Annotated in this window: 25 protein-coding genes and 2 pseudogenes; 19 read left to right on the top strand and 8 right to left on the bottom strand. The window is 63.4% G+C overall.

The features are described from left to right. Window positions 1–22: 22 nt before the first annotated feature. From AC1VNX_RS04370 to AC1VNX_RS04360, 3 genes are all read right to left on the bottom strand, one after another. The gene (locus AC1VNX_RS04370; protein WP_483155619.1) at window positions 23–2185 is read right to left on the bottom strand and encodes an amylo-alpha-1,6-glucosidase; all 2163 of its coding nucleotides are present in this window, start codon (window positions 2183–2185) and stop codon (window positions 23–25) included. Continuing rightward, a complete protein-coding gene (locus tag AC1VNX_RS04365) occupies window positions 2182–3240 on the bottom strand; it encodes a glycosyltransferase family 4 protein (RefSeq protein ID WP_483155618.1) in 1059 nt (352 codons plus the stop codon). Before AC1VNX_RS04365 ends, AC1VNX_RS04370 begins: the two co-directional genes overlap by 4 nt. A 63-nt stretch (window positions 3241–3303) precedes the next feature. After that, a complete protein-coding gene (locus tag AC1VNX_RS04360; protein ID WP_483155617.1) occupies window positions 3304–3711 on the bottom strand; it encodes a hypothetical protein in 408 nt (135 codons plus the stop codon). 415 nt (window positions 3712–4126) lie between these two features. Between AC1VNX_RS04360 and AC1VNX_RS04355 the strand changes: the two genes are divergently transcribed. The 9 genes from AC1VNX_RS04355 (at window position 4127) to AC1VNX_RS04315 (ending at window position 11097) form a co-directional block, all read left to right on the top strand. Continuing rightward, window positions 4127–4348, top strand: coding sequence for a hypothetical protein (locus tag AC1VNX_RS04355; RefSeq protein ID WP_483155616.1), 222 nt, complete (start codon window positions 4127–4129; stop codon window positions 4346–4348). A 229-nt stretch (window positions 4349–4577) separates the two neighbouring features. Beyond that, on the top strand, window positions 4578–5372 hold the full coding sequence (locus AC1VNX_RS04350; protein WP_483155615.1) for a LuxR C-terminal-related transcriptional regulator: 795 nt from the start codon (window positions 4578–4580) through the stop codon (window positions 5370–5372). Between the two features lie 246 nt (window positions 5373–5618). Then, on the top strand, window positions 5619–6743 hold the full coding sequence (locus AC1VNX_RS04345) for a sensor histidine kinase (RefSeq protein WP_483155614.1): 1125 nt from the start codon (window positions 5619–5621) through the stop codon (window positions 6741–6743). A 39-nt stretch (window positions 6744–6782) separates the two neighbouring features. Beyond that, entirely contained in the window at window positions 6783–7034 is a 252-nt protein-coding gene (locus tag AC1VNX_RS04340; RefSeq protein ID WP_483155613.1) for a hypothetical protein, read from the top strand. A 142-nt stretch (window positions 7035–7176) separates the two neighbouring features. Then, entirely contained in the window at window positions 7177–7893 is a 717-nt protein-coding gene (locus AC1VNX_RS04335) for a Crp/Fnr family transcriptional regulator (protein ID WP_483155612.1), read from the top strand. A 121-nt stretch (window positions 7894–8014) separates the two neighbouring features. After that, the gene (locus AC1VNX_RS04330; RefSeq protein ID WP_483155611.1) at window positions 8015–8707 is read left to right on the top strand and encodes a Crp/Fnr family transcriptional regulator; all 693 of its coding nucleotides are present in this window, start codon (window positions 8015–8017) and stop codon (window positions 8705–8707) included. Window positions 8708–8749: 42 nt separating this feature from the next. Beyond that, complete coding sequence (locus AC1VNX_RS04325; protein WP_483155610.1) at window positions 8750–10039, top strand: NRAMP family divalent metal transporter; 1290 nt, start codon at window positions 8750–8752, stop codon at window positions 10037–10039. A gap of 76 nt (window positions 10040–10115) precedes the next feature. Beyond that, entirely contained in the window at window positions 10116–10274 is a 159-nt protein-coding gene (locus AC1VNX_RS04320; protein ID WP_483155609.1) for a DUF3309 family protein, read from the top strand. A gap of 253 nt (window positions 10275–10527) precedes the next feature. Further along, entirely contained in the window at window positions 10528–11097 is a 570-nt protein-coding gene (locus AC1VNX_RS04315; RefSeq protein WP_483155608.1) for an ATP-binding protein, read from the top strand. Between the two features lie 106 nt (window positions 11098–11203). Here the strand turns inward: AC1VNX_RS04315 and AC1VNX_RS04310 are convergent, their stop codons facing one another. Continuing rightward, window positions 11204–11485: an IS1096 element passenger TnpR family protein gene (locus AC1VNX_RS04310; protein ID WP_483161873.1), complete on the bottom strand. Its 282-nt coding sequence runs from the start codon at window positions 11483–11485 to the stop codon at window positions 11204–11206. A gap of 38 nt (window positions 11486–11523) precedes the next feature. Next, the gene (locus AC1VNX_RS04305) at window positions 11524–12582 is read right to left on the bottom strand and encodes an AraC-like ligand-binding domain-containing protein (protein ID WP_483155607.1); all 1059 of its coding nucleotides are present in this window, start codon (window positions 12580–12582) and stop codon (window positions 11524–11526) included. A gap of 381 nt (window positions 12583–12963) precedes the next feature. Here AC1VNX_RS04305 and AC1VNX_RS04300 point away from each other — a divergent pair, with 381 nt between their 5' ends. Further along, a complete protein-coding gene (locus tag AC1VNX_RS04300) occupies window positions 12964–14211 on the top strand; it encodes an acyl-CoA dehydrogenase family protein (protein ID WP_483155606.1) in 1248 nt (415 codons plus the stop codon). An 8-nt stretch (window positions 14212–14219) separates the two neighbouring features. Next, complete coding sequence (locus tag AC1VNX_RS04295) at window positions 14220–14402, top strand: hypothetical protein (protein WP_483155605.1); 183 nt, start codon at window positions 14220–14222, stop codon at window positions 14400–14402. A gap of 608 nt (window positions 14403–15010) precedes the next feature. Here the strand turns inward: AC1VNX_RS04295 and AC1VNX_RS04290 are convergent. Then, window positions 15011–15826 (bottom strand): DNA-binding transcriptional regulator, encoded by an 816-nt coding sequence (locus AC1VNX_RS04290; protein WP_483155604.1) that lies wholly within the window; start codon window positions 15824–15826, stop codon window positions 15011–15013. 122 nt (window positions 15827–15948) lie between these two features. On the opposite strand from AC1VNX_RS04290, the gene AC1VNX_RS04285 reads away from it, so the two are divergent. The 8 genes and pseudogenes from AC1VNX_RS04285 to AC1VNX_RS04250 all read left to right on the top strand — a co-directional run bounded on the left by AC1VNX_RS04285 (window position 15949) and on the right by AC1VNX_RS04250 (window position 23496). Next, entirely contained in the window at window positions 15949–16944 is a 996-nt protein-coding gene (locus AC1VNX_RS04285; RefSeq protein ID WP_483155603.1) for a Bug family tripartite tricarboxylate transporter substrate binding protein, read from the top strand. 18 nt (window positions 16945–16962) lie between these two features. Next, window positions 16963–17460, top strand: a pseudogene (locus tag AC1VNX_RS04280) (FAD-dependent monooxygenase); the annotation flags it as partial. A 61-nt stretch (window positions 17461–17521) separates the two neighbouring features. Then, complete coding sequence (locus AC1VNX_RS04275; protein WP_483155602.1) at window positions 17522–18739, top strand: FAD-dependent monooxygenase; 1218 nt, start codon at window positions 17522–17524, stop codon at window positions 18737–18739. Then, window positions 18739–19689, top strand: coding sequence for a 3-carboxyethylcatechol 2,3-dioxygenase (locus AC1VNX_RS04270; RefSeq protein WP_483155601.1), 951 nt, complete (start codon window positions 18739–18741; stop codon window positions 19687–19689). Before AC1VNX_RS04275 ends, AC1VNX_RS04270 begins: the two co-directional genes overlap by 1 nt. A 13-nt stretch (window positions 19690–19702) precedes the next feature. Next, window positions 19703–20491, top strand: coding sequence for a 2-keto-4-pentenoate hydratase (mhpD, locus tag AC1VNX_RS04265; protein WP_483155600.1), 789 nt, complete (start codon window positions 19703–19705; stop codon window positions 20489–20491). A 67-nt stretch (window positions 20492–20558) separates the two neighbouring features. After that, window positions 20559–21509, top strand: a complete 951-nt coding sequence (locus tag AC1VNX_RS04260) for an acetaldehyde dehydrogenase (acetylating) (protein WP_483155599.1) — start codon at window positions 20559–20561, stop codon at window positions 21507–21509. A gap of 11 nt (window positions 21510–21520) precedes the next feature. Further along, window positions 21521–22588 (top strand): 4-hydroxy-2-oxovalerate aldolase, encoded by a 1068-nt coding sequence (dmpG, locus tag AC1VNX_RS04255; protein ID WP_483155598.1) that lies wholly within the window; start codon window positions 21521–21523, stop codon window positions 22586–22588. 38 nt (window positions 22589–22626) lie between these two features. Continuing rightward, a complete protein-coding gene (locus AC1VNX_RS04250; RefSeq protein ID WP_483155597.1) occupies window positions 22627–23496 on the top strand; it encodes an alpha/beta fold hydrolase in 870 nt (289 codons plus the stop codon). A 263-nt stretch (window positions 23497–23759) separates the two neighbouring features. On the opposite strand, the pseudogene AC1VNX_RS04245 reads toward AC1VNX_RS04250, so the two are convergent. Both AC1VNX_RS04245 and AC1VNX_RS04240 read right to left on the bottom strand, forming a co-directional pair. Further along, window positions 23760–24017, bottom strand: a pseudogene (locus AC1VNX_RS04245) (transposase); the annotation flags it as partial. A gap of 258 nt (window positions 24018–24275) precedes the next feature. After that, entirely contained in the window at window positions 24276–25514 is a 1239-nt protein-coding gene (locus AC1VNX_RS04240; RefSeq protein WP_483155596.1) for an MBL fold metallo-hydrolase, read from the bottom strand. Between the last annotated feature and the right edge of the window lie 429 nt (window positions 25515–25943).

Below are 25943 nucleotides of genomic sequence, written 5' to 3'. Positions count from 1 at the left end.
TCGCGGTGGCAGCCGGCGCGCATCACAGGCGAAGATCGATCTGCAGGCTATCCGCCCCCAATCGCCGTGAGGCCACCGCCTGCACCGTGCCGCCTCTGCGATGCAGGCGCAGGTCCGCCGTCCCCTGGGGCAGCCACAAGTCACGCAGCACGAACTCATCGATCTCGCTGGGAAACACCGGTTGAGCCACCACGATGCGACCGTGCAAGGCATCGATGTCGATGCCCAGACAACCTTGCAGCAGCATGAACACCGAGCCGGCGGCCCAGGCCTGCGGCAGGCAAGCCACCGGATAGGATACGGGCGCTTCGCCGCGCGCCCTTTCGAAACCACAGAACAACTCGGGCAGGCGCATGCCGACCTGGCTGGCGCATTCGAACATTTCGCTCGTCAGCCGCGCCGTACTCTCTCGCTCACCATAGCGCGCCATGCCGGCAGCACACAAGGCCACGTCATGCGGCCAGACTGAGCCGTTGTGGTACGACATGGGGTTGTAGCGGATGGCCTTGGATGACAGCGTGCGCAATCCCCAGCCCGACTCGAGCCCGGACGCCAGCAGCCGCCGCGCCACGGCGCGCCCGCGCGCCTCGCTGGGCAGTCCGGTGTACAGCAGGTGGCCTGCATTGGAGGTATAGACACGGCAGGGTGCACCAGCCCCATCCAGCGCGAGCGCGTAGAACTGCATGTCCTCCTGCCAGAAGCGCGATTCCACCCGTTCGGCCCAGGCTTCGGCGGCTTCCGCGTAAGGTACGGCTTCCGCGTCGTTGCCGAGCCACTTCGCCAGCATCGCCATGCCCCTGAGCGCGGCGACCGCATAGCCTTGCACCTCGACCAGAGCGATGGGGCCTTCAGGTGTGCGCCCGTCTTCGTGGAAGATCGCGTCGTGGCTGTCCTTCCAGCCCTGGTTGGCCAAGCCGGATGCCTGGGCACGCGCGTAGGACAGGAACCCGCCGTGACGGCTGGCGTTGCGCTGGATCCAGCCCGTCGCCGCCACCAGCGCGGGCCATAGCCCCACGATGAAAGAACGGTCGGCGGTGCGCCGCGCATACGCCGCGGCCAGCGTGACGAACAGGGGCGTCGTGTCCACGCCGCCGTAGTAGCGCCCGAAGGGCAGCTCGCCCATGGCGGTCATTTCCCCCTTGCGCAGCTCGTGCATGATCTTGCCGGGCTCTGCATCGTGGAATGCCGAGGTTTCCTGCGCCTGATGGCTGGCGAGGTAGGCCAACACGCCACGCGCCAGCAATGGCTTGAGCCACAGCGTTTGCAGCGCGGTGATGATGGCATCGCGACCGAAGGGGGTGGAAAACCAAGGGATGCCTGCGTAAGGGTAGGGGCCCGTCGGCAATGCCGTGGTCAGCAGCGCGAGGTCGGCACCTGAGCGGTCCAGCCAGGCTTGGAACTGCCGGGACGAGGTCCGTATCCGCGCGCCGCCGCGCTGGCGGATGCGCATGCTGCGCCGGGCTGCCGCGCCCGCAGCCCTGAACTGCGCCCGCGCCGGGGCCGACGCGGCTGGGCCGATGTCCACGTACAGCGCGATATCCTCCCGGCCACCCAGGATGAGATCGAAGTGGCAGCGTCGCTCGTCGATGGCGGTGGGCTGGATCGAGAAAGCCAGCCGAGTGCACCGCGTGACGCCGTCCAACCCCCGGTAGCTCAGTTCGATGCTCGCGCCTTGCACCCGGGGCGCCAGGAACTCCCCCCGCTGCGGGCGACGCTCTCCGCGTACCTCGAAGGTGTCGCTGAAATCGGCACCATAGACCAGGCCGAGCTGCAGCCGCGTGACCATCGTGCTGTAGTTGCTGAGGGTGATGCGCTCGCGCAGCAGACCGTCCCAAAGGAGGCGCCGCCGCTCGATGTGCACCACGCCTTGAGGCAATGAATCGCCGCCGAGGGGAGGCAGCGGTCGATTGGTGAGGTGCGCAGTGAAGAAGACGTTGTCACGGCTCACGTCGCTGGACAGCAGGGTCGGTCGTGCGCCCTCCAGCAGGAGGTGGAAGCACGACAGCAGCCGCGTATCGTCCTGAAAGAAGCCATCGCCCGAGCCCGCGATGTCACCATAGGTGTCGGCCACCACAAAGCTGTCGCCATCCTTGAGAACGAAGAGGTGGTCGGGCGTGCGCGGCACCGAGGTGTCCGCCGTGGTGGACCGAGGGGGTTGAGTACCCTCGGGAGGAGGTGGGGTCATGCCACCTCGCTCTCGTGCAGACGACGGGCATGCGCCAATTGCCAGTAGAGGCGGGCATAGCGCTTGGCCATTGCCTGCGCGGTGAAGCGCTCGTCGAACGCCCGGCGCACGCGCGCGCGAGACAGGCCGCCGATGCTGTGTACCGCCTTTACGGCCCCGGCGATGTCGTCGACGATGAGGCCCGAAATGCCGTGCTGCACGACCTCCGGAACGGAACCGCAGCGCCAGGCGATGACCGGCGTGCCGCATGCCATCGCCTCGATCATGACGAGCCCGAAGGGCTCGGGCCAGTCGATCGGAAACAGCAGGGCTCGTGCGCCGCCAAGAAAGGCACTCTTCTGAGCGTCGCCGATCTCGCCCACGAACTCGATCAGCGGATGATCCAGCATCGGTCGGATGCAGGTGTCGAAGTAGATGCGGTCAGCGGCGTCCACCTTGGCCGCGATCTTCAGGGGCACGCCGGCGGCCTTCGCTATCTCGATCGCCCGATCGGGCCGCTTCTCCGGCGAGATCCGCCCGAGAAAGGCGAGGTAGCCGTCCTGTGCCTGCGGGCTGAACCGGTATTGGTCGGGCAGCATGCCGTGCTGCACCGTGGCATACCAGTTGGCATCTGGCAGCGGGGCGCGCTGGCTGCGGGAAATGGATACCAGCGGGTACAAGGGCCAGCGCGCATAGACGTCGCGCAGATCGTCGATGTCGAGCCGGCCATGCAGCGTCGTGAGCGTACGTTCCGGCATGCCCTCGAAGAAGGGAAAGTGGATCAGGTCGACGTGAAAGTGAATGACGTCGAACGCATCGGCCCGCTGCCGCACCTCATGGATCATCGCGAGGTGGCTCGCCAGGTCCGAGTTGAGGCGCCCGCTATCCAGCCGCAGCGGTTGGGCACGCGTCGCTACCAGGCGGGCCTTGGTCTGGGTCTCACCCGCGGCGAACAGCGTGACTTCGTGTCCCTGGTCAACCAATGCGTCGGTGAGGTGCGCTACGACCCGCTCAGTGCCGCCGTACAGCTTGGGCGGCACTGCCTCAAACAGCGGGGCTACCTGTGCAATTCTCATGCTGTCGCTCCTGCGTCCGCGCCTTCGAGCATGAGGATCAAGAACATCACAGGCCCACGCGTTTCAGGCTTGCGTCACCATCGCCCTGCGCGAGCGGATCAGCTCGGCATGGTCGATCGCGTCAAAGAACCGGTCATAGCGATAGCCCTCGAACGTGTACTGGTGGCCGTCGAAGCCGATTGCCGGGTCTTTCATCCGGGTGGCCGTCGCCGCGGGTTCACTGGCCAGGTCGACTCTTGGCGCGTGAGGCTCGAAACCGGCACGGCCGCCTTCGTCGAGGAGCGAGTCCTTGGCCTGGATGGCCTCGGGCGAGCTATTGCCGGGGGCCCAACGAGCCCATGGGAAGGTCAGGCCGAATGCGGGCACGCCCTGCGTGAATCGCAGGTAGTACCAGCTCGCGATGACGTCCAGCAGAGGAATGCTGCATGCCGCGATCAGCAGTGCAAGCATGAGATAGGTGAACAAGGTCATGTGACCTCCAAAAAGATAGCCGTCCGCACCAGCGGAGAACGCCGAGGCACGCAGCGGGTTGCGTGCCCCGCTCACCGTGGCCGAACTACCGCTTGCGGACCTTTCAGCTGGAGCAGAGGGAAGGCATGGAAGCCTTCACGGGAAGATCGCCGGCGATGGTGTTGGCGAGACATTGCTGTCTCCTTCGGGTGGCATGCCGAATGGCATGCGGCAGATCATCATCCGCCTATAGCCGCCAATCACCTAGCGTTGCTTTGACCTATCTTTTGTGGTGCCAATGCGATCCGATTGTTGATGGTTGCGTGGCGCGCATGGACCTGCTCTCGAGGAAATTAGCGTGCCTTGTGTACGGCAACGCACAGACCGATTTTCTCGACTTTCCTAACGTGCCAGCGCACTCAAGGGAAGAAAATCAATGGCAAGGAAAGTCATTCATAGCGCGACCATCACTCTGAAGCTGCCGCTCGACACGAGTGTTGAAGAAGAAGAGGCAGCGTTGCAGGCCGCCGGCATTCCCGTCGACGCGATCGGCAATGCGGCGTCCGGCTTTCTGTTCATTCGGTACACGAGCGATTGGAAGAATCCGGCCAAGATCTTTCGCTGGTTTGCCACCGGCATCGGGCACGTCGCCACCTAGCCAATGCGCCTATGTTCGCTGGCGAACCGTTTCATGCCTGGAATGCGCCTAATCTGAGGAGGTCTTCCAAGGATTCTCCATGAACCATTCACCACTGACTCTTGCGCTGCTCGGTGTACTGAGCTTGGCCGCACGCGATAGACCGGCAGCGGTTGTTTGTTGCACGGGCAATACGGCAAGCTTCCCAAGCTCTCTCCAGCAATACCGATGATCACAAAGGGAGCTGCAAATGGAGAGAGAAAACGATGACTCGGTGGTGAGCGAGGAAGGCCTGACGCGAAACTACTCCGGTCGCGGGCAATTTGAGGAGCCAGCCCCGCAAAGTGCGACCGCGGTTCAGTGGCCGCACTTTCTGGCCGGGCAACACGCCAAGCCGGTACGGGTTCTGCTGGTGGCTCCGAATCCCTCGATCCGACATGTGATCGCGCAGGAGTTGCTTGACGATCGTCGCATCCAGCTCGAAAACCAGGCGAACACCTTGCGCGAAGGGCGACGCTTGTTGATGCGACACGAGTTCGAGGTGTTGATGGTGGACGTTTGTCTCGTGGACGGCAGCGGTTTCGAACTGATTGAAGAGGCCAGGAAGCATCGCAGTGCGCCCGAAGTCATCGCCATTTCAGCGCACCTTGACGAGGCTCAGGCCCTGCATGCGTTTGAGCTCGGAGCCTCTGGCTACCTGGTCCAGGCCGCGTGGCTGCAGAGCTACGCACAGGCTGTCTTGCACGTGGTCAACGGCGGAGCCGCCGTCACTCCGACCCTGGCCCGCAGGTTGCTCGGTCACCTGAACCGCTCGCGCGCCAATGGCACTCCCATTCAGTCACCGACTGGCCGCGCGATATTGACCGAACGAGAACTGGATGTGCTGCGGCTTGTAGCGCTCGGGAACGTCAGCGCCGCTATCGCCAAACAACTCAGGATCAGCCCGCAAACTGTCAACGTCCACATAAAAAGCATCTACCGCAAGCTGCAGGTCCACACGCGCGCGCAGGCTGTGAGTTGTGCGACGGACAAGGGCCTTCTATAGAGAGGCTGCCAACTTCCTCAAAGGCGATCGATCGCGAGCCAGTCCTCGGGGCCTTGAATCCTGGAGCTTTCCATTGCTAGTCCCGGACATGGCCCGTGCTCCTAGGGCGCGTCGTCAGATCGGACTATGTTCGATGCCGCACAGATGAAATTTTCTCGCGCAGGTAAAGATGGACCGGTACGCCCGAGAAGCAAGTCGGGCGACATTCATCGATGAACCCGGCGAAAGCCATCGAGGTCTCGGAACATGCGCAACTTTCTCACCAACAACCGGGAAGAGCTGGTTTCAAGGTGCAAATCGAAGGTTGCACGCAGACCACGGCGCGCCGCCACCGAGCAGCAGCTGGCAAACGGCATCCCGATGTTCCTCGAGCAACTGATCAGAACCCTTGCGGCTGAGGAGGACGATAAACCTGCGGACAGCATGAGGATCTCAGGTCCTTCCGGCGGCGATTCGCCGACTCTGTCAGAAATCGGGGTGACCGCCACAGCCCATGGAAAGGAACTGCTGCAGCTGGGGTACACGGTCGACCAGGTCGTTCACGACTATGGCGACCTTTGCCAGGCGATCACGGACCTCGCCTTCGAACGCGACGTGCCGTTCTCCATCGGAGAATTTCGGACGCTGAACCGCTGCCTGGACAACGCCATTGCCGATGCGGTAACCGAATTCAGCTGCCAGCGCGACACGCAGATCGCCCGCCAGCAAAGCCTGGACGCAGCAGAGCGTTTCGGTTTCCTGGTGCACGAGCTGCGAAACGCCCTCGGAACAGCAACCCTTGCGATCCACGCCCTCGAACTTGGCAACATGACCGTGGGCGGGGCGACCGGGACCGTGCTGAAGCGCAGCCTGTCTGCAATGGGCGAGCTGATCGGCCGGGCGCTCGCCGAGGTCCGCAATGCCGCGTCAGAACAGCGGCAGACGTTCTCGGTCGCCGCGTTCATCAAGGAAGCCGAAGCCGCGGCCCAACTCGTCGCAGGCGCTGCAGGCTGCGCCTTCGAGGTGACGCCCGTCGCCCCGATCCTGGCCATCCAGGGAAATCGCGAGTTGCTGCTCGCCGCATTGGGGAACCTCCTGCAGAACGCGTTCAAGTTCACGCACCCATGCACCGATGTCGCCTTGAGGATCCGCGAGTCCGACCAGCACGTCCTCATCGAGGTGGAAGATCACTGCGGAGGGTTGGCACAGGGAGTCGCCGCCAGGATGTTCGCCCCCTTCAGTCAACACAGCCACGACCGGTCGGGCCTGGGCCTGGGGCTTTCCATCGCCCGACAGAGCGTGGAGGCGGACTTCGGCACCCTGACCGTTCGGGATGTGCCGGGCACCGGTTGCATCTTCACGATCTGCCTGCCACGCCACGCTCTCCCATGACCGGCGCCTGCGCCGTTCCCCTTTCCCGAAGGACTCGCCATGGACATTCAATTGCTGATGCGGCTCGAACGCATGGCGCAGCCCCGGTGGCTCACGCTGTCGGCGGACGTGGCTGCGGCAAAACGCCTGGTTGCCAGCGGCATGATCGAAGCGACTCTTGAAACGCAATTCAGGTCGAGAGCATTCGCGACGGAAGCAGTGCATGTTCACGCGATCACCCGCGAAGGCGCATTGGCCATCGCCAGCGAGAAATCCTGCTCGCGGAAGAAAGCAGCGATCCTGGCACCGTGATTTGGGTTGAACGGCTGGGGCGTTCGCGAGAAGCTGATTTGTGCGATAGCGCACAAGAAATGCCACCGCTGCCTATACTGAAGTGGGCTCTGCGCCTGAACTCGGATCCCGAACAATCTCCAGAGCTCGTTTGGAGCACGCGATGTCCGTTGCGATCGACCCGAGAAGAAACAAACTGCTGGCGTCTCTGCCCGAGGCCGAATGGCAACGCTGGCGGCCGCAACTCGAAGCGGTGGAAATGCCGCTGGGTCAGGTGCTGTACGAATCGGGCATCGCACTGAGCCACGTCTACTTTCCAACCAGTGCCATCGTCTCGTTGCTGTACGTGATGGAGAACGGTGCATCGGCCGAAATCGCTGTGGTTGGCAACGAGGGCATCGTCGGCATCTCGCTGTTCATGGGTGGCGAATCCACGCCGAGCCGCGCCGTCGTGCAGAGCGCGGGGCAGGGCTTCCGGCTGCGGGCACAGGCCATCAAGGAAGAATTCACGCGCCCTCCCATCCTCCACCTGCTGCTGCGCTACACCCAGGCGCTGATCACGCAGATGGCACAGACGGCGGTGTGCAACCGACACCATTCTCTGGATCAACAGCTCTGCCGTTGGCTGCTGCTGAGCCTGGACCGGCTGGAAGGAAGCGAGCTCGTGATGACACAGGAACTGATCGCCAACATGCTCGGTGTACGCCGCGAAGGCGTGACCGAGGGGGCGCTCAAGCTGCAGAGGGCCGGGTTGATCCGCTACGCCCGCGGTCGCATTTCGGTGCTGAATCGCCGGGGCCTGGAGCAACGCACCTGCGAGTGCTACGCGGTGGTCAAGAAGGAATACGACCGGCTTCTGCCGGACAGGGTCGTGGTGTAGGTGCTGCGGGCGGTGATGACCGGCGTCCGCGGACGCCGGCGCACTGTGTGCGCCATCGAACGGTGAATTCCCGGCGCTCGTTGCAGACTCGTTCGGACTGCCAACACAGCAGAGGGCGAGATTGACCACCGTAGAGAACCATCTGATCCAACGGCTTCCCGCGAGGGACCGGCGGCGCTTCCTCGCCCTCTGCGAACCTGCTCCCTTGATCTGGGCCGACGTGCTCTGCGCGCCCGGAGAGCGCACGCGCTATGCCTATTTCCCCACCGAAGGCTTCATTTCGCTGCTGACCTTGACTGACGGCAGTCCCGAACTCGAAGTCGGCATGGTCGGGCACGAGGGAATGTTGGGCGTGCAACTGGTGCTGGGCGTGGGCACGACGCCCCTGCGTGCGGTGGTGCAGGGCTCGGGGATGGCGTGGCGCATCGACGCTGGAGCCTTCCGAAAGGAACTCAAGCGCAGTCCGACGCTGCAACGCGTGCTGAACCGCTATCTCTACGTGCTGATGGCCCAACTGACAATTTCAGCCGGATGCCTTCGCTTCCATCAGATCGGCCCACGTCTGGCCCGGTGGCTTCTGATGAGCCAGGATCGCGCCCACGCCGACAGCTTTCGCGTGACGCATGAATTCCTGGCCTACATGCTCGGCGTGCGACGCGTGGGCATCACCGTAGCTGCCAACGCCTTGCAGCACAGCGGGCTGATTGCGTACCACCGTGGCGACCTCCAAGTACTCGACCGTCGCGGGCTGGAAGTAGCCGCATGTGGCTGCTATGCAGCCGAGCAGAAGGCCTACATCGACACGTTGCGCTGACACCGACCATCAGACGACCAGCCACGCGGAAAGCTCGACGCCATGCTTGACTCTCCAACCCGTGTCCACAGCGTTGAAAAATCCTGGCTCAGTAAGCTTGGCCCGGGACTCATCACGGGCGCGGCCGACGACGATCCGAGCGGCATCGCCACCTACTCGCAAGCAGGCGCGCAGTTCGGGTTCGGCACGCTGTGGACAGTACTGCTGACATACCCGCTGATGGTCGGCATCCAGATGGCAAGCGCGAGGATAGGGCGGGTGAGCGGCCACGGACTGGCCACCAACATCCGTCGCCACTACCCGGCGTGGCTACTGTACGCAGTGGTCGGTCTTTTGCTGATCGCCAACACGATCAATATAGCCGCCGATGTTTCCTCCATGGGCGAGGCGCTGAAGCTGATCGTCGGCGGTACGGCGCAACTGTATGCCGTGGCCTTCGGAGTCGTCTCGCTGCTGCTGCAGGTCTTCATTCCCTACCGCCGCTATGTGCGCATTCTCAAATGGCTCACCCTGGGGTTGCTGGCGTACGTGGCAACGGCATTCGTCGTGCACATCCCCTGGCGGCAGGTCATTGTCAGCACGCTGGTGCCCAGCGGGTCCTGGAGCACGGATTACATCACCACCGTGGTGGCCATATTCGGCACCACCATCAGTCCCTATCTGTTCTTCTGGCAGGCGTCCCAGGAGGTCGAAGACCAGCTTGCAGACCCGCTGGCCCGACCGCTGATCGAAGCGCCCGAGCAAGCGCAGCCACACCTTCGGCGCATCAGGAGCGATACCTGCATCGGCATGGGGTTCTCGAATCTGGTGGCGTTCTTCATCATCCTGACCACGGCCGTCACCCTCCACCTGCACGGCGTCACCGAGATCCAAACCTCGGCACAAGCAGCCCAGGCGCTGCGCCCGATTGCTGGCGAGTTTGCGTTCATGCTGTTCAGCGCCGGCATCATCGGCACCGGGCTGCTCGCGATCCCGGTCTTGGCCGGGTCGTCCGCCTATGCCATGGCGGGCGCATTCAAATGGCAGAACAGCCTTGAGCGCGCGCCCATGAGGGCCAAGCGCTTCTACGGAATCATCGCCATCTCGACGCTGCTGGGGGTGGCTCTGGGCTTTACCGCGATCGACCCCATCAAGGCGCTGTACTGGAGCGCAGTCATCAATGGCGTCGTCTCCGTGCCGATCATGGTCGTGATCATGCTGATGGCCACGCGGACCGAGGTCATGGGGCAATTCACCATCTCGAAGAAGCTGACGCTCCTGGGTTGGCTGGCTACGGCAATGATGGGGATTGCCGTGGTGGCAATGCTGGCGACCTTGCTACGGCTTCGATGACGTATGTGCGGTATGGAACAGACCGGAATAGGCCGCCTTGATAACCTGGGGCAGTGCAGAAACCAAGGAGCTTTTCGTGAGTTTAGGCACCATTCTTTTGATCATCCTGATCCTGGTTCTGATTGGGGCATTTCCGTCGTGGCCGCACAGTCGCAGCTGGGGCTACGGTCCGAGCGGCATTCTCGGCATCATCGTGCTGGTGGTGATCGTTCTGCTGCTGACGGGACGCATGTAGCACAGCACCCACAGCACTACCATTCGCAGAATTGCTGCTGAGTGCCGATGAACGCGCGGCTATTGATGCAGCGCAAGTCCAGGCGAGATGTTGTGAGGCGCCCGGATTTCCTTACACAACCCGTCCGGCGACGCCCCATGTTTTCTTCCCGCAGACGAAGCAACATTCGCAACAGCAACTCATCAGTCCGCTAAGCGTCAGCGGGTGGTGGTCTGACGAAGGCTCTTGCAGAGCTTTCCCGAAGTGGTTCTCCATGTACGAAACTGTCTCCGATGCGTTGTTGCGCTTGGCGCTGGCCGATGCGAAGGCAGGTCTACCGGTGCTTGTGCCCGTGCGCGTAGAGGTGTTGCCTTTCCTCTGCTCGTTTGCCGATCTGCTCTGGCATGCCTTTGATCGTCGGCTGGCGGTGGTCTTGCATGTCGATTCGCAATGTCCGCCCTGGTGGGTCGACCCCGACGCACTCGAGGAGGCGTTGTTGCGGCTGGTACTGCAAGCGCGCGCAGATGCGCCGCCCATCGGCCGCATGGTGTTTCGGGTGGTAGCGCCGGCTGACGGGGAAAACGGGCACTTCCTCATGCTCGAGGCGATGACGAGGGCAGGCGAAATAGCCTTTCCCTGCGAGTTGCACGTGGATGGTGCGCAATTCCCCAAGACAAGCGGCAGGGCCCCGGTCCCAAGCGGGGGACTATCGAAGCTTAACGATTTTGCCGCCCAATCCGGGGGCTGGCTGCGTGTTGATTCGGCGCCGGGACGCGGGACGAGCGTCAGCCTCTGGCTACCTGCATTCGATTTTGCGGGAGTGCAAGGCCGAGCTATCGGCTGAATGGTTCGACTCCGAGGAGCTGTTGCCCTGACGGAACACCGATTGCCGGATGGACCAGAGATGCATCTCATGAGTAATAGTCCGACGGTGGCCGCTATTGACGCCTTCACTCGCGGGCGTTTAATCGGGCATTGACCTGGTCGATGTCGAAGACACGAGGATCGAAGGGACGACCGATCCATTCCTTCATCTCGACGTGCTCGGGATGCCGAGGATCGACCAGCGCTTCGAGGAACTCCTCGTAGCCCAGTGAACCGCCCACGTCTTCTGGCGGGCATGCGTTCTCACCGCCACTCCAACGGCGGCAGCTTCCGACGGCCTGCTGCTCCCAGAGCCAGCAGAAGAGGAGCCAGAGCCCGCCAAGGTCATCACTCCGACGGCAGAGCAGAATGCGGCAGCCCAGTCCAAGGCCACGTCAAACGCCGATCAGGTGTTTGACGATGACATGCTTTTGTTAGCCGCTCTTAGTTTCCCGTCTGCCGGGCGATGATTCGAGCCACGGGCCTTGCGGAGGCCGACCGTTGCTTCCCCCGTGGACATCTCGCCAGCTGCGAACCCACGCGGGGAGATCCCGAAGCGCTGCTTGAACAGCCGGGAGAAGTGCGAGGCATCGTTGAACCCCCAGCGCAGCGCCACGGCAAGAATGCCCCGATGGCCCGGGCTGCGCAGGTCGTGCGCGCTGCGTTGCAGGCGCAGTTCGCGGATCAGGCCGCTGACGGACAGCGGCGCCTCCTCGAACAGGCCGTAGAGCGTACGGCGAGAGACCCTGAAGCGCCCCGCAAGGAGGTCCGGTCCGAGTTGTGGCTCCATCAGGTGGTCGGCGATGTACGTCTCGACCGCTTGGCGGAAGGCGGCCCGCACAGGCAGCCGGTCCTGCTCCTGCGCCTCGAGCGTCGCTCCCAGCGCGGTGGTGATGATCCCGTTGAGCGCAGCGCTGAGCCCATCCTGCGCGACGATGCTGGTACCGGCGTCCACCTGCTCCAGCGAGCGGGCGAAGCGGGCCGCAACCAGACCCAGCCCGTTCTGCCCGCTGACGCAGCGTGCCGTGGCCTGGCGCGGTGCCGCCAGCCGGGACATCAGCTGATCCCTCGGGATACGGAACGACAGCACCCGCCAGTCCTCCCGGAAGTCGAGGAAGTAGGGGCGCGTGCTGTCCACGACGGAGAAGTCGCCGGGTGAGACCAGCGTCTCCTGGCCATCCTGGCGCACGACGCACGAGCCTTCGAGCTGAAAGTTCGCGAAGCAGAACTCGACCGGATTTCGGCGAATTTCGTCCCAGCGTCGCTCGACGAACTGGGTACGCGAGAACACACGCGTCTGCATGCTCAGGGACAGCGCGCGGGAACTCGCCTCACCCATGAAGTCCGGCCCCGGGTCCCGTTGCTTGAGGACCGGATTGAGCGAGACGAAGGCCTCGCAGAGGACCTCGCGCCAATAGCTGAATCGTTCGTGCCGCGCACATGCTTCGGTGGTCCAGACGGGCATTCGGGTTACTCCGCAGTCGCGCGCACGACCACCGGCGCGCACGGGCACCGCCGATCGATATTGGGGCATTGCATGCTGTTCAAGCCTCTCATGTGTGTCTCGCTTGCACAGATCGTCAGATGGCTTGCACGAAAAGACAACTCATCGCTTGACGGGCCGAGCCTGTGCGCCTGCGAAGCGAAACGATGCAAGGTCCGCGCCAGAACACGGGTCGACTGCGGGCGGCGAGCGTTCAAACGAGATGCACCCACCCTGCGAGAACCGCATTGCCCACTTGCGCAGATCGTCAATTGCAAGTGCACGGACCGGCGAGACCACGGCAGACCCGCTGCCTACGATTTCTCGTCGATTCCCTCCACTCCGCAAGAAAGGTCGTTCTCCATGGCTATCGATTTCCAGCTTTCCGAAGCGCAGCAGGCGCTGCAGACAGGCGCGCGTGCGTTCGGCGCCGAGGTCCTGCGCAAGGTCGCACCCAGCATTGCCGCAATCGCACGGCCGGAGGACCGGTTCTACGCCACCCGCCCGTTCTACAACGCGATGGCCGAGGCCGGCTTCATCAAGGCGCTGCTGCCCGCCTCGGTCGGCGGTACGGCACTCAGCACGCTGGATTTCGCATTGGCGGCCGAAGAGCTCGCCGCGGCCGACGTCAACGTGCCGACCGCCCTGCTGGGCACCGGCCTGGGACTGCACGCGGTGCTGCACCACGGCACCGAGGCGCAGAGGCAGCGCTTCCTGCCGGACTTCGTCGAGGACGGCTCGCGCTTGGCCGCCCTGGCGTTCACCGAAGTCACCGGCGGTGCCAACTACGACAACCCCGACCCGTCCGTCGGCGTGCAGACCTTTGCCCGCCGCGAAGGTGACGAATGGGTCATCAACGGCGCCAAGCACTACACCACCAACGGCACCGGCTGGGACGGCAAGGGCGCGCACCTGTACAGCGTCATCTGCCGCACCGATCCGGCGCTGCCGCCGCAGGAATCGCTGGCGATCATCATGGTGCCCGGCGGTACGCCAGGCATCGAGATCGCGGGCATTCTGGACACCGTAGGCCACCGCGCGACGATCTCGCCACGCATCCACTTCAACAACGTCCGTGTACCAGCCGCCAACATCGTGGGCAAGCCGGGCGACGGCATCGCCATGGTGGAGGGCGCCTTCGCCTGGACCGCAGCCCTCATCGGTGCGGCATGCGTGGGCGTGATGCGCGCGGCCTTCGACGTCGCGTTGAAGTTCGCACGGACCGACAAGCGCTCGGGCACGGTGCCGGTGATCGAGCACCAGAACGTCGGCTTCATGCTGGCCGACATCAAGATGCGCATCGAGGCCGCGCGCTACCTCACCTGGAAGGCCTGCCACCAGCTCGACCTCACTGAAGGACGCAGTCGCGAGCTGGCCATCATCACCAAGGTCCACTGTTCGGAACTGTGCGTGCAGGCGGTCTACGACACCATGCGCGTGGTCGGCGTCGATGCCTATACCGACATGTACCCGCTGGCCGGCCTGATGCAGGATGCGCTGTGCTTTCCCCTGTACGACGGCGGCAACATGGGCGTGCGCCGTCGCCAGCTCCATGCGCTGCTGCGCTCGCCGGACTACGACGCGATGGCTTCGGCCGAGGCACGCGGGTGAGGCCGGCCATGATGCCCCCGAAAATCAACCGCGGTGACCCCAAGAAGAAGGCGCCGGCCTTGGCCAGCCTGCTGATGTCCGCCCTGGTGCCAATGGCCGCACAAGCCATCGATGTGGATGCCGGCGATTTCGTTCCGGCACCGGAAGGCACCACGACCGGGCTGCCCATCGCTGAAAAACATAGGCAATGATCGAACGCGGCAACGCACTTGCATTCGGCCCCAAAGGCCGAATGTCTCCCAGGCGTTCCCGTCGATGGCAGGGCCACCGCGCGATAGCGAAGGTAGCAGGCCGCTATTTCAAGGATGGATCGCGCACCGCACCTCAAGCTGCGGGCTCGGCCTCGCGAGGAACATTCATCCAGTCGCTGCGCTACGCAATATCGAATCTATCCAGCGACACGCCCACCTCGTACAACCGCTTGAGCGAAGACCTGTGCATGCTTCCCGTCTTCGCGCTTTTTCGTCGATTGCGTGGGCACATCAGTCGCACCTGGCAAACGCCTCTGTTCAGTCGGTGCAGGTCCTGAGCAGTCACATGCCACGAGACTTATGGGTGTTCGCGGTGTATGCGCAACGCCAGTTCAATAGCGCCGCGTTGCGAAGTTTCATGGACTTCCTTGCAGCGGACGTCACCGGTCCCGCTTCTTGAATGGACCGCGAGCAGAGATACGCCGAGCGGCGGGCTCTCGGCTATCTGGGCGATTGCACGTCTACTGGCGCGGGTGACCGCCATGGCGGCCGTTCTCACATCGATTACGTCTGAAGCGAGGGTTTACCCTTAATTCGCATTCGCCGCGTCAGCCGCGCGGCGAACTCGCGACGCCTTCGGAAATTTCGTCGGCCAAGCTTCGCAACAGAGGCACGTAGCGTGTAGCGATCTCCCGATCGGTCACGGCATTGTTCTGCAGGACCAGATTGATCGCCCCGATTGCATGCTCCCCGATCCGGATGGGAAAGCCCACCGCCGTCACGCTGGCCTCTGTCAGCCATTCGCCCCTGTTCATTGCATACCCGCGTCTGCGAGTTTCCCGCAGCACGCGTTTCACATACGCCGTGTCGCGTGCCATTTCTCCGATGGCGTCGGCGCGCTCCTGGAGCAGAGACAACGTGGCCTCCCGCTCTTCGTCGGCGCACCAGGCCAGCCAAGCCCGGCCGAGCGAGGAAACCAGCATGGGGATGCGAATGCCGATCGTCGCGCGGTGCTGCGACAGCATGCTCACGCGGTGGGTGGATTCGCGCACGATCATGAAGCCCCCGTCGGGCGTGGCCAGATCGCTCGGCCACGAAAGCGCCCGCAGGTGCGCACGCATGGCCGGCGCCGCCACCCGGTCTATCCAGTCGGCGCCGACGTATCCCTCAGACAGGCGCCTGACTTCAAAGCCCAAGGCATAGGACAACCCGTCGTCCTTGTGGTGTACCAACCCTTCGGTTTTCAGCGTCTCGAGCAGGCGCTTCACGGTCGTGCGGTGAAGCCCGGTGATGCGAGCCAGCTCGACCACTCCGCCGATGCCACCCGGCATCGCGTTCAAGGCACGCAGCACCGCCAGTCCGCGGCTTAGTCCGCGCACTTCCCGATAGAGAGATGGGTCGCCGTATGCGGTGGACGTGGGCATGCGCGGAACTCTTTTCGGTGCACTGTGTGCACGGACTATACGGCTTGGAACCCGGCTCGGACACTGCCAACCGTTCGCAAGGAATGCGACCAACGCAATCTCACCAGCCCCGTTCAGGAGACATGATGACCATCACTCGCCGCGCCCTGTGCGCCATTGCCGCACTGGGCTTCGCCGCCAGCCCATCCTGGGCACAGGAGTGGCCCGCCAAGCAGCCCATCAAGATCATCGTGCCGTATCCGGCAGGCGGCAATGCAGACTCGGCCGCGCGTGCAGTCGCGGAGGCGGCGTCTGCCAATCTGAAGAAGACGATCATCATCGACAACCGCCCCGGCGCGTCCTCGATCATCGGCACCGAAGTCGTGGCACGGGCGCCGGCGGACGGCTACACCATCGGCGTAGTTTCCGACTCGCACGCGATCAATCATGCGATGGCGAAACTCCCCAAGGCAGCCGACGTTCTCGGCGCCAAGGTGCCATACGACGCGATCAGGGACTTCGTTCCCGTGTCAGGAATGATCAGCGTGCCGCTGGTGCTCGTGGTGAACTCCAAAGTACCGGCGCGCACTGTCAAGGACCTGGTCCAACTGTCCAAGGACAACAAGAGCTCGGGCCTGAACTTCGGCACCATGGGAACGGGGAGCCCGTGGTTCATCCACATGCATCAGTTGCACAGCCTGACCAAGGCTGACTTTGTGGACGTTCCCTACAAGGGCCTGGCACCGGCGGCCACAGACCTCCTCGCGGGACAGATCGACACGATGGTCATGCCGGTGCACTACGCGCAGCAGTACATCAAGGCTGGCAAATTGGTGCCGATCGCCACGCTTGGCGCGCAGCGGCATCCGCTGCTGCCCGACGTTCCGACCTTGGCGGAGAGCGGATACCCGGGTTTGGTGATCTCCAACTACCTCTTCTTTGTTGCTCCCGCCGGGACGCCGCAGGCCATCGTCGACAAATTGGGCCGCGAGTTCAACGCGGCGCTCAAGCAGCCGGCCATGAAGGAAAAGCTTGCCATCTCGGGCGATCCCTATCCCGCGGACCCTGCCGAACTGACAGCGCGCGTGCGTCGCGACATCGAGACCTATGGCGCGGTCATCCAAGCGACCGTCAAATGACCGAGCAGGAAGCAAATCATGAAACGACCGGAAGAGTTTCAAACCGATGTGCTGGTGGTAGGCACGGGCCCGATGGGAGCGACGACCGCGCTTGCACTGGCAACATATGGCGTGCGCGTGCACGTCGTCAACCGCTACAACTGGACGGCTAACACTCCGCGTGCGCACATCACCAACCAGCGCGCAATGGAAGTGCTACGCGATCTGGGAGTTGAGCAGGAAGCGCGGCGCGATGCCACCCCCTGGGAATGGATGGGCGACACGCTCTTCACCACCAGTCTCGCCGGGCCTGAGATTGCTCGGCTGCGCACCTGGGGAACCGGCGACGAACGCATCGGAGACTACCTGCAGGGCAGCCCCTGCCCGATGATGGATCTTCCTCAGGACAAGATGGAGCCACTGCTGGTGAAGAAAGCCGCGGAGCGCGGCGCGGTCTTTTCCTTCAACACCGAATACCTGGGGCACGAACAGGATGCCACCGGCGTCACCATCATGTTGCGCGACCTTCTCAGTGATCGCGAGTACCAGTTGAGGGCGCGCTATCTGGTGGGCGCGGACGGCGCCAGAATCCAAAGTCATGGACGATGCGGGCCTGAAGGTGGAGGGTCAACTGGCGCGCGCTGCGACAGCCTATGTCCTGTTCACCGCCGACCTCACGCGCTACGTCGCCCATCGACCGAGCATCCTGTATTGGATGGTGACTTCCGACACTTCGTTCGGCGAGATCGGCATGGGGCTGTTGCGTGCCATCGAACCGTGGAACCAGTGGATCGCAGGCTGGGGTTTCGACATGTCGAAGGGCGAGCCCGATTTCTCGCCGGAGGAAGTCAAGCGGAAGGTGCGCGTCCTCGTGGGAGACCCTGATCTGGAGATCAAGATCGACAGCACGTCTGTCTGGTATGTCAATCAGGCGCATGCGCCGGTCTATTCGTCTGGTCGAGTCTTCTGCGGCGGCGACGCAGTACATCGCCACCCGCCATCGAGCGGCTTGGGCTCGAACACGTGCATGCAGGACGCCTTCAACCTCGCGTGGAAGCTGGCGTTCGTGGTGAAAGGGCACGCCGGCGAGCATCTGCTGGACTCGTACACGCTGGAGCGCGCGCCAGTGGGCGCGCAGATTGTGAAGCGCGCCAATCAGTCGCGGCTGGACTATGCCCCGCTCAACCGCGCCTTCCGCAACTCGGATGCTCCGGATCCCCTCGCGGCGGGACTCGCCGAACTCACTGACCCAGGACCGGCAGGCGCCGCCCGGCGTGCCGCGTTGGCCGAGGCATTGAAGTTGAAGAACCGCGAGTTCAATGCCCAGGGTGTCGAACTCAACCAGCGCTGCGTGTCCGAGGCCGTCATTCCGGAGGCCGACAGCACCGAGGAGGTCTGGAAGCGCGACCCGGTGCTTCACGTCCAACCGACGACGCGCCCCGGTGCCAAGCTGCCGCACGTCTGGCTGGTGGGCAAGGACGGCCGTCGCGTGTCCACGCTCGATCTGGTGGGCAAGGGCAAGGTCTCCGTGGTAACCGGGATCGCTGGCCAAGCCTGGGAGGATGCCGCGAAGGAGATGGACCTGCCGTTCCTCCGCACTGTCGTGATCGGAAGGCCGGCTGCCCAGGACGTCTACTGCAGTTGGCATGCGGTGCGTGAAATCGATGAAGCGGGTGCCCTGCTGGTGCGACCCGATGGTGTCGTGGCATGGCGCCGGCATGTTGGTGTGGCCGATTCCACGCAAGCCCGGGAGGAACTTGAGCAAGCCCTGGCTTCGCTGCTGGACCAGAAGTCGCAGGTGTTGGAGGCAGCGTGATGGAACGCACTTTCCTGGGCATCTCGCATTCACCGCTCATGGGGCTCAACCCTGTCGCGCCAGCGGTCGACCAGGCGCTGAAGACCGCCATTGCCAGCGCGCGCGATCAGGTTTTGGCATTCGCGCCGGAGCTCGTCGTGCTCGTGGCGCCGGATCACTACAACGGCTTCTTCAATGAGCTCATGCCGCCGTTTTGCGTCGGCACGCAGGCGTGCTCGGTGGGTGACTATCTGACGCCGGCTGGAGACCTCAATGTGGATGCCGAGGCGGCTGTGGCACTGGCCACGCGCTTGATGGACGAGGACTTCGACCTCGCCGTATCACGCAGCATGCAGGTCGATCATGGCTTTGCACAGTCACTGCAGCTTCTGTGGGGCGGCTTGGATACGCCACCGGTGCTGCCGATCTTCCTCAACGCCGTGGCCAAGCCGGGCATTCCGCGACTGCGCCGCTGTCGAGCGCTGGGCCAAGCCATCGGCCGCTTTCTCGACAACGAACCGCGGCGCACCCTTCTGATTGGCTCCGGCGGCCTCTCGCACGAGCCGCCGGTCCCCACGCTCTCGCATCCGGACCCGGCCGTTCGCGAACGCATTACGCACAAGCGCGAGCCAACGCCAGAGGAGCGCGAGGCCAAGACCAAGCGCGTCATGGCCGCTGGCCTGGCGCTGGCAGCCGGCGACAGCGCCATGAAGCCGATCAACCCGGACTGGGATCGCCGGTGGATGGATGGTCTGGTCGATGGCACGGCGGGCCTCGATGCGCTGTGCGCGATGAGCGAGGACAGCATCGAAAAAGAGGGCGGCCTGTCGGCGCACGAGTCCAAGACCTGGCTCGTGGCGCGCAGCGCCCTCACCGTGGACCGCCCGCTGACCTGCGCCTTGCGCCACTACCAGGCCATTCCGGAATACATCGCCGGCTTCGGCGTCATGTTGCTGAAGCAACCCAACTGAACAGGAAATCCAAATGGACCCCCGCATCGAACAGTGGGCCGAGCGCTTGCGCATGGCCGAGTCTCAACGAGAGCCGATTGCCCCTTTGCGCGACGAAATAGGCAGCGATCCGGATGGCAGCCTCGCCTACGCCATTCAGCAGGCCAACGTGGCGCATGCCTTGGCTCGGGGCCGACGGGTGGTCGGCCGCAAGATCGGTCTGACATCGCCTGCCGTGCAGCGCCAGCTTGGCGTCGATCAGCCCGACTTCGGCACGCTGTTCGCCGACATGCTCTATGGTGACGACGAAGAAATACCTCTCTCGCGCACGCTGCAGCCCAAGGTCGAAGCCGAAGTCGCGCTGGTTCTCGAGCGTGACCTGCCGGCGGCCGACACCACGCTGGTGGAACTCATCGGGGCCACGGCCTATGTCCTACCGGCCATCGAGATCGTCGGCAGCCGCATCGCCAACTGGAACATCCGGTTCGCCGACACGGTCGCCGACAACGCCTCCAGCGGCTTGGTCGCGCTGGGCGGCGTGCCCACGCAGCTCAACGGCCTGGACCTCAAGTTCTGTGGCATGACGATGCTGCGCGGCGAGGAGACGGTGTCTGGCGGAAACGGTGCGGCGTGTCTGGGCCATCCGCTGAACGCCGCCGTCTGGCTGGCACGCAAGTTGGCTTCGCTTGGCCAACCGCTGCGCGCGGGGGATCTCGTCCTTACGGGGGCGTTGGGGCCCATGGTTCCCGTACTGCCGGGCGACCACTTCGAGGCACGAATCGAAGGAGTGGGCAGCGTTCGCGCGCGCTTCTCCGCAGTATGAGCCATTCCACTACACCCGACGCCAGCGCTTCGACCGCGGCAGTTGCTTATCCAACCGGAACACATTCATGACCCGCAAACTGAGAGCCGCAATCATCGGCAGCGGCAACATCGGCACAGACTTGATGATCAAGATCCTGCGCCATGGCCGCCACATCGACATGGGGGCGATGGTCGGGATCGACGCCTCATCCGACGGGTTGGCCCGTGCGGCACGCATGGGCGTGGCCACCACCCACGATGGCGTGGAAGGTCTCTCGCGCCTGCCCGTTTTCGATGACATCGACATCGTCTTCGACGCCACCTCGGCCGGCGCGCATATCAAAAATGATGCCTTCCTGCGCAGCCTCAAGCCAGAGATCCGCCTCGTGGATCTCACGCCCGCAGCGATTGGTCCGTATTGCATTCCCGTGGTCAACGGTCAGGCGCACCTTGACGCGCCCAACGTCAACATGGTCACGTGCGGCGGCCAGGCCACCATCCCGATGGTTGCCGCCGTCTCCCGTGTGACGAAGGTTCACTACGGGGAAATCGTCGCCAGCATCTCGAGCAAGAGCGCGGGCCCCGGCACCCGCGCCAACATTGACGAGTTCACCGAGACCACGTCGAAGGCTATCGAAGTTGTCGGTGGCGCTGCCAAGGGCAAAGCCATCATCGTGCTGAACCCAGCGGAGCCGCCTTTGATGATGCGCGACACCGTCTACACGCTGAGCGACTTCGCCGACGAGGATGAGATCGCGGCGTCTGTTGAACGCATGGCCGCCGAAGTCCAATCGTATGTGCAAGGCTACCGCGTCAAGCAGCAGGTGCAGTTCGACCGAATCGAGGCCGAGCACCCCATCCGAATCCCGGGTGTCGGTGCGCGCATGCACGGCCTGAAAACCTCCATTTTCCTGGAGGTCGAGGGCGCTGCTCACTACCTGCCCGCCTACGCCGGCAACCTCGACATCATGACCAGCGCAGCCTTGCGCACCGCCGAATCCATGGCCGAGCGGATGCTCGCGGCGGTGGCAGTCTGAAGGAGACACTGATGAGCCACCCACCCGAAAAGAAGATCTACATCTCGGATGTCACCCTGCGTGACGGCAGCCACGCCATTCGCCATCAATACAGCGTGGAGCAGGTCAAGCAGATCGCCAAGGCGCTCGACGACGCAAAAGTCGACTCCATCGAAGTCGCGCACGGTGACGGCCTGCAAGGCGGCAGTTTCAACTACGGTTTCGGCGCTCACACCGATGTCGAATGGATCGAGGCGGTCGCCAGTGTGGTCAAGAGCGCGAGGATCGCAACGTTGCTGCTGCCTGGCATCGGAACTGTTCACGACCTCAAGGCGGCCTATGAAGCAGGCGCCCGAATCGTTCGCGTGGCTACACATTGCACCGAGGCCGACGTATCCAGGCAGCACATCGAGTACGCGCGCCAAATCGGCATGGAAGCCGTGGGCTTCCTGATGATGAGCCACATGACCACGCCTCATGCGCTGGCGGCACAGGCCAAGTTGATGGAGAGCTACGGTGCGACTTGTTGCTACGTCGTGGACTCCGGTGGTGCGCTGGGCATGAATGATGTGCGGGATCGTTTCCGCGCATTCAAGGACGTGCTCAGACCGGAAACGCAGACGGGCATGCACGCGCATCACAACCTGAGCTTGGGCGTGGCCAACAGCATCGTCGCGGTAGAGGAGGGCTGCGACCGAGTGGACGCGAGCCTGGCGGGAATGGGCGCCGGTGCGGGCAACGCGCCGCTGGAGGTATTCATCGCGGCGGCTGCTCGCCTCGGTTGGAACCACGGCACAGACCTCTATAAGCTGATGGACGCGGCCGACGACGTCGTCCGCCCCTTGCAAGACCGCCCCGTGCGCGTGGACCGCGAGACCCTGGCGCTGGGCTATGCAGGCGTGTATTCGAGCTTCCTGCGCCACTCGGAAGCGGCCGCAAGCAAGTACGGTCTGAAGACCGTGGACATCCTGGTCGAACTGGGTAAACGCCGCATGGTCGGTGGGCAGGAGGACATGATCGTAGACGTGGCTCTCGACCTGTTGAAGGACCTCGAACACGAGCGCGTTCACCTGCCGCACGCCATGAGCGAAGCCGCCTGAGGTCCTTTCACTCAAGTCAACACATCCAAGATCAAATCATGTCAACCAGCAACGCCCTCATCACCGAATCTGACACAAGTCGCTTTGTCCGCATCAAGGAAGGCGACCTCGAACTACAACTGCACTACAACGACGCCGGTAGCGGCGCCGAGACTGTGGTGATGCTCCACGGCTCGGGCCCCGGCGCAAGCGGCTGGGCCAATTTCAACCGAAACGTCGAGCCGTTCGTGGCCGCCGGCTACCGCGTCGTTCTGATGGACTGTCCGGGCTGGAGCAAGAGCGATCCAGTGGTCAGCACCGGCTCGCGTTCCGAGCTCAACGCAGGGGCGCTCAAGGGCCTGATCGACGCCATTGGCCTTGACAAGGTGCACATCGTTGGCAACTCGATGGGCGGGCACAGCGCGGTGGCCTTTGCGCTGGCCAACCCCGAGCGCGTGGGAAAACTGGTGCTGATGGGGGGCGGCACCGGGGGCCTCAGCCCGTTCGTGCCGATGCCCACCGAGGGCATCAAACTGATTGGCGCCCTCTACCGCGACCCCACGATCGAAAACCTCAAGCGCATGATGAACGTGTTCGTCTACGACACGAGCAAGCTCACCGAAGAGCTCTTTCAGGCGCGCCTGGACAACATGCTCAGCCGCCGCGATCACCTTGAGAACTTCGTGAAGAGTGCCGAGGCGAACCCGAAGCAGTTCCCGGACGTGGGGCACCGGCTTGGTGAGATCGCATCCCCCACGCTGGTGGTATGGGGCCGCGATGACCGCTTCGTTCCGCTGGACATCGGCCTGCGGCTGGTGACGGGACTGCAAAAAGCCGACCTGCACGTCTTCAGCCGCTGCGGCCATTGGGCGCAGTGGGAGCACGCCGACAAGTTCAACCGCATGGTGCTGGACTTCCTGGCGCGCTGAGCCCAACCGCGCGCAGATCGTTCCTGGACGCCTCGCCCGATGCGTGGCGATTGGAACGCTGCGTCCTTATGAATCCCCCGGCCCGGGCGTAGCAGCCCGGTCGTTCTTGCCTCTAGCAGGCTGTTGAATTTCGCCAGATCGAACTGACCGATGCGGCCGGCGCAAGTCCAACAGGCCCGGATTGGCGCCCTCGAGCGCCGACTCGGGTCTCGCGGTTAGCCTCTGCGCTGCTTTCAAGAGCCAGGTGCAGGCCGTTTGCCACCTCATGGCATCGCTCCTCGCGGCACCCCGCACAGTATTCGAGCCATCCGCACGATGTTGCTGGCCGTCATGGTCAGCTTGAAGTGCTGGTCGACCCGTCTGATACCGCGGTAGACCGTCTGGCGGATGTGTCCGATCGTCTTGCCCCAGCCGAAGTGCTCCTCGATGCGCTTGCGCATGGTTTGACTGACCCTATAGCTCGCATGGCGCGTGGTACGCCCGTCAGTGGCGCTGCCGCCCTGATGCGCGAGGTTGCTCGCCAACACCGAGGATCCCACACGGTATCGTCGATCGCCAGCTCGCACAAGCTCAAAGGAGGTCTCCCCTCCTGTGTTCATGATCCCACCATGCAGAGGCGGCCAATCACCGTGCGCCCAAGCCATGCGATTGGCGAAGCCCGCGAGGAGAATCAAGAGGGCCGCAAGGAAGCCTCCGGCCAAGTGCATGCAAAGCCTCTGGCCAGACGCACTGTAGGAAACCATGATTCATTGCATGCAATCAGGCCCAGGCTTACGTGCTCAGTCGGCCGGACATTCCAGGCTACCTGCGCGGGGATTGGGGTATTGCTGTCCCGGACCAGCTCCTTCGGACGGCAACCCATAGACAGCTTTCATTGCCGTGTTTTTGATTGCGCGAACACCATCCTTGTCGTAAACCCATGCGTCGAAGTAGTTGGTGGGATAGATCTGCGGGACGTCCAACGCCGACAGGAACTCCTTGAGCTTCGGTTGGTCATCTGCCGAATAGGCATAGTGCATCCCATAAGTCAGCGCAAAAGATTGCCCATTGGCAGCGCGGGAGTTGAGGTGATGCGGCATGAAGGTCTTGACCCCAAAAGTCGGGATCACCGTGCGGGCTTGGTAGACCATCCGCGACTCCGGACCGCCCTGCCAGACATCAAAACCATCCAGACCTGCATCCTTGATCGCAGCCTTGAGATTGGACAGTGGAGAGCCGTAGGTCGTTGTGGTACTGACTCCTTGCGCGTCAACGGTCGTTACCTTCCGAGGCGCTGTGAGGTCCGGTCCACCTGCGCCGCTGTCAGACGTGTACCAGCTCAGGACCTTCCCACTCTTGGTCTTGACTGTGAAAAGAAAGCCGAACGTCTCCGGACCACCCGTGCCATTGCTGTACTCGTCGCAATCCACGCTATGCACCCATCGAACCGCACGCACGGACGCGAACTCGCTGAGCTTGATCACCTCGCCTCCCTTGAGGCCCACGCACTGCTCCGCCGGAATGCCCTTGCTCACCAGAGTCGCACATTCCGCGGGCGGCGCATAGACCATCTTCCCCGTTTGCTTGGCCCACTCCGGAAGCTGCACGGAATGGTCCGGGTGGATGTGCCCCAAGAGGATCGCGTCGACGGAGAGCTTCGAAGTGGAGTCCCCGTCTTTACTCAGCGAGGGAACGGGAGAGGCAATCAGCGCATTGAGCGCTTTCGTCACAGCAGCCGGATTGGCATCTCTTCCACCATTGACCACTTCGCCATCGAGCAACACACCTTTATCGCCGATCTGATAGTGCCAGTTCGTGATCCCGAACCAAGTCATCCGCGCGAACTCGGGCGCGTTCTTCAAAGGATCCTCGGGCGGGGGAGGCGACGGGTTGGATGCACCTGGATCTTGCGATCCACCACCACTGTTGGGCGGAAAGCCCACAAAACCGCCGGACCCGCCGCTACTTCCACCGCATCCCAGCAGGGACGCGGAGAGGATGCATGCTGCGATAGGAAGGACGCCTTTGGAATGCTTCATTTGCTGTCTCCGTCTAATATTTATTGCATGCGAAGGAACTCACATGGCGCGCGGAGAGTACTTGCGCATAGCTGTCAGTTGGCTGTCAATTCCGACGAGGGTTAACCCATGGCCGTCCTTTCAGCGTGGAAGAGAGACTTGCCAGCCTCGATTGCCTGTTCTCATTCTTTCGGCCGTGCATCTCCTCTTGGCGCTTTCTATATTTGCTACGGGCCTGCTCCAGGGTTGCGGGGAGGAGGTCTACAGGCTTCCAAATGATGGCCTGAACATCGCAGGCCATCACTTGGACGCAGGAAGGCCAACGAAGGGGCTGGAGGTAGCAACGTCACATGTCCATGCCAGCGATCCTTCAAGTCCACGCCGCGGTGGGGAAGAGCTCAAGAGAAATCGACTTGCAACCCTCTCGAAGACCTCTTCCTCATGTGTACA

This window comes from Variovorax sp. TLI9-5A, assembly GCF_056867935.1.
Note: the sequence above shows the minus strand (reverse complement) of the source record. Positions and strands in the feature narration are given on the sequence as shown.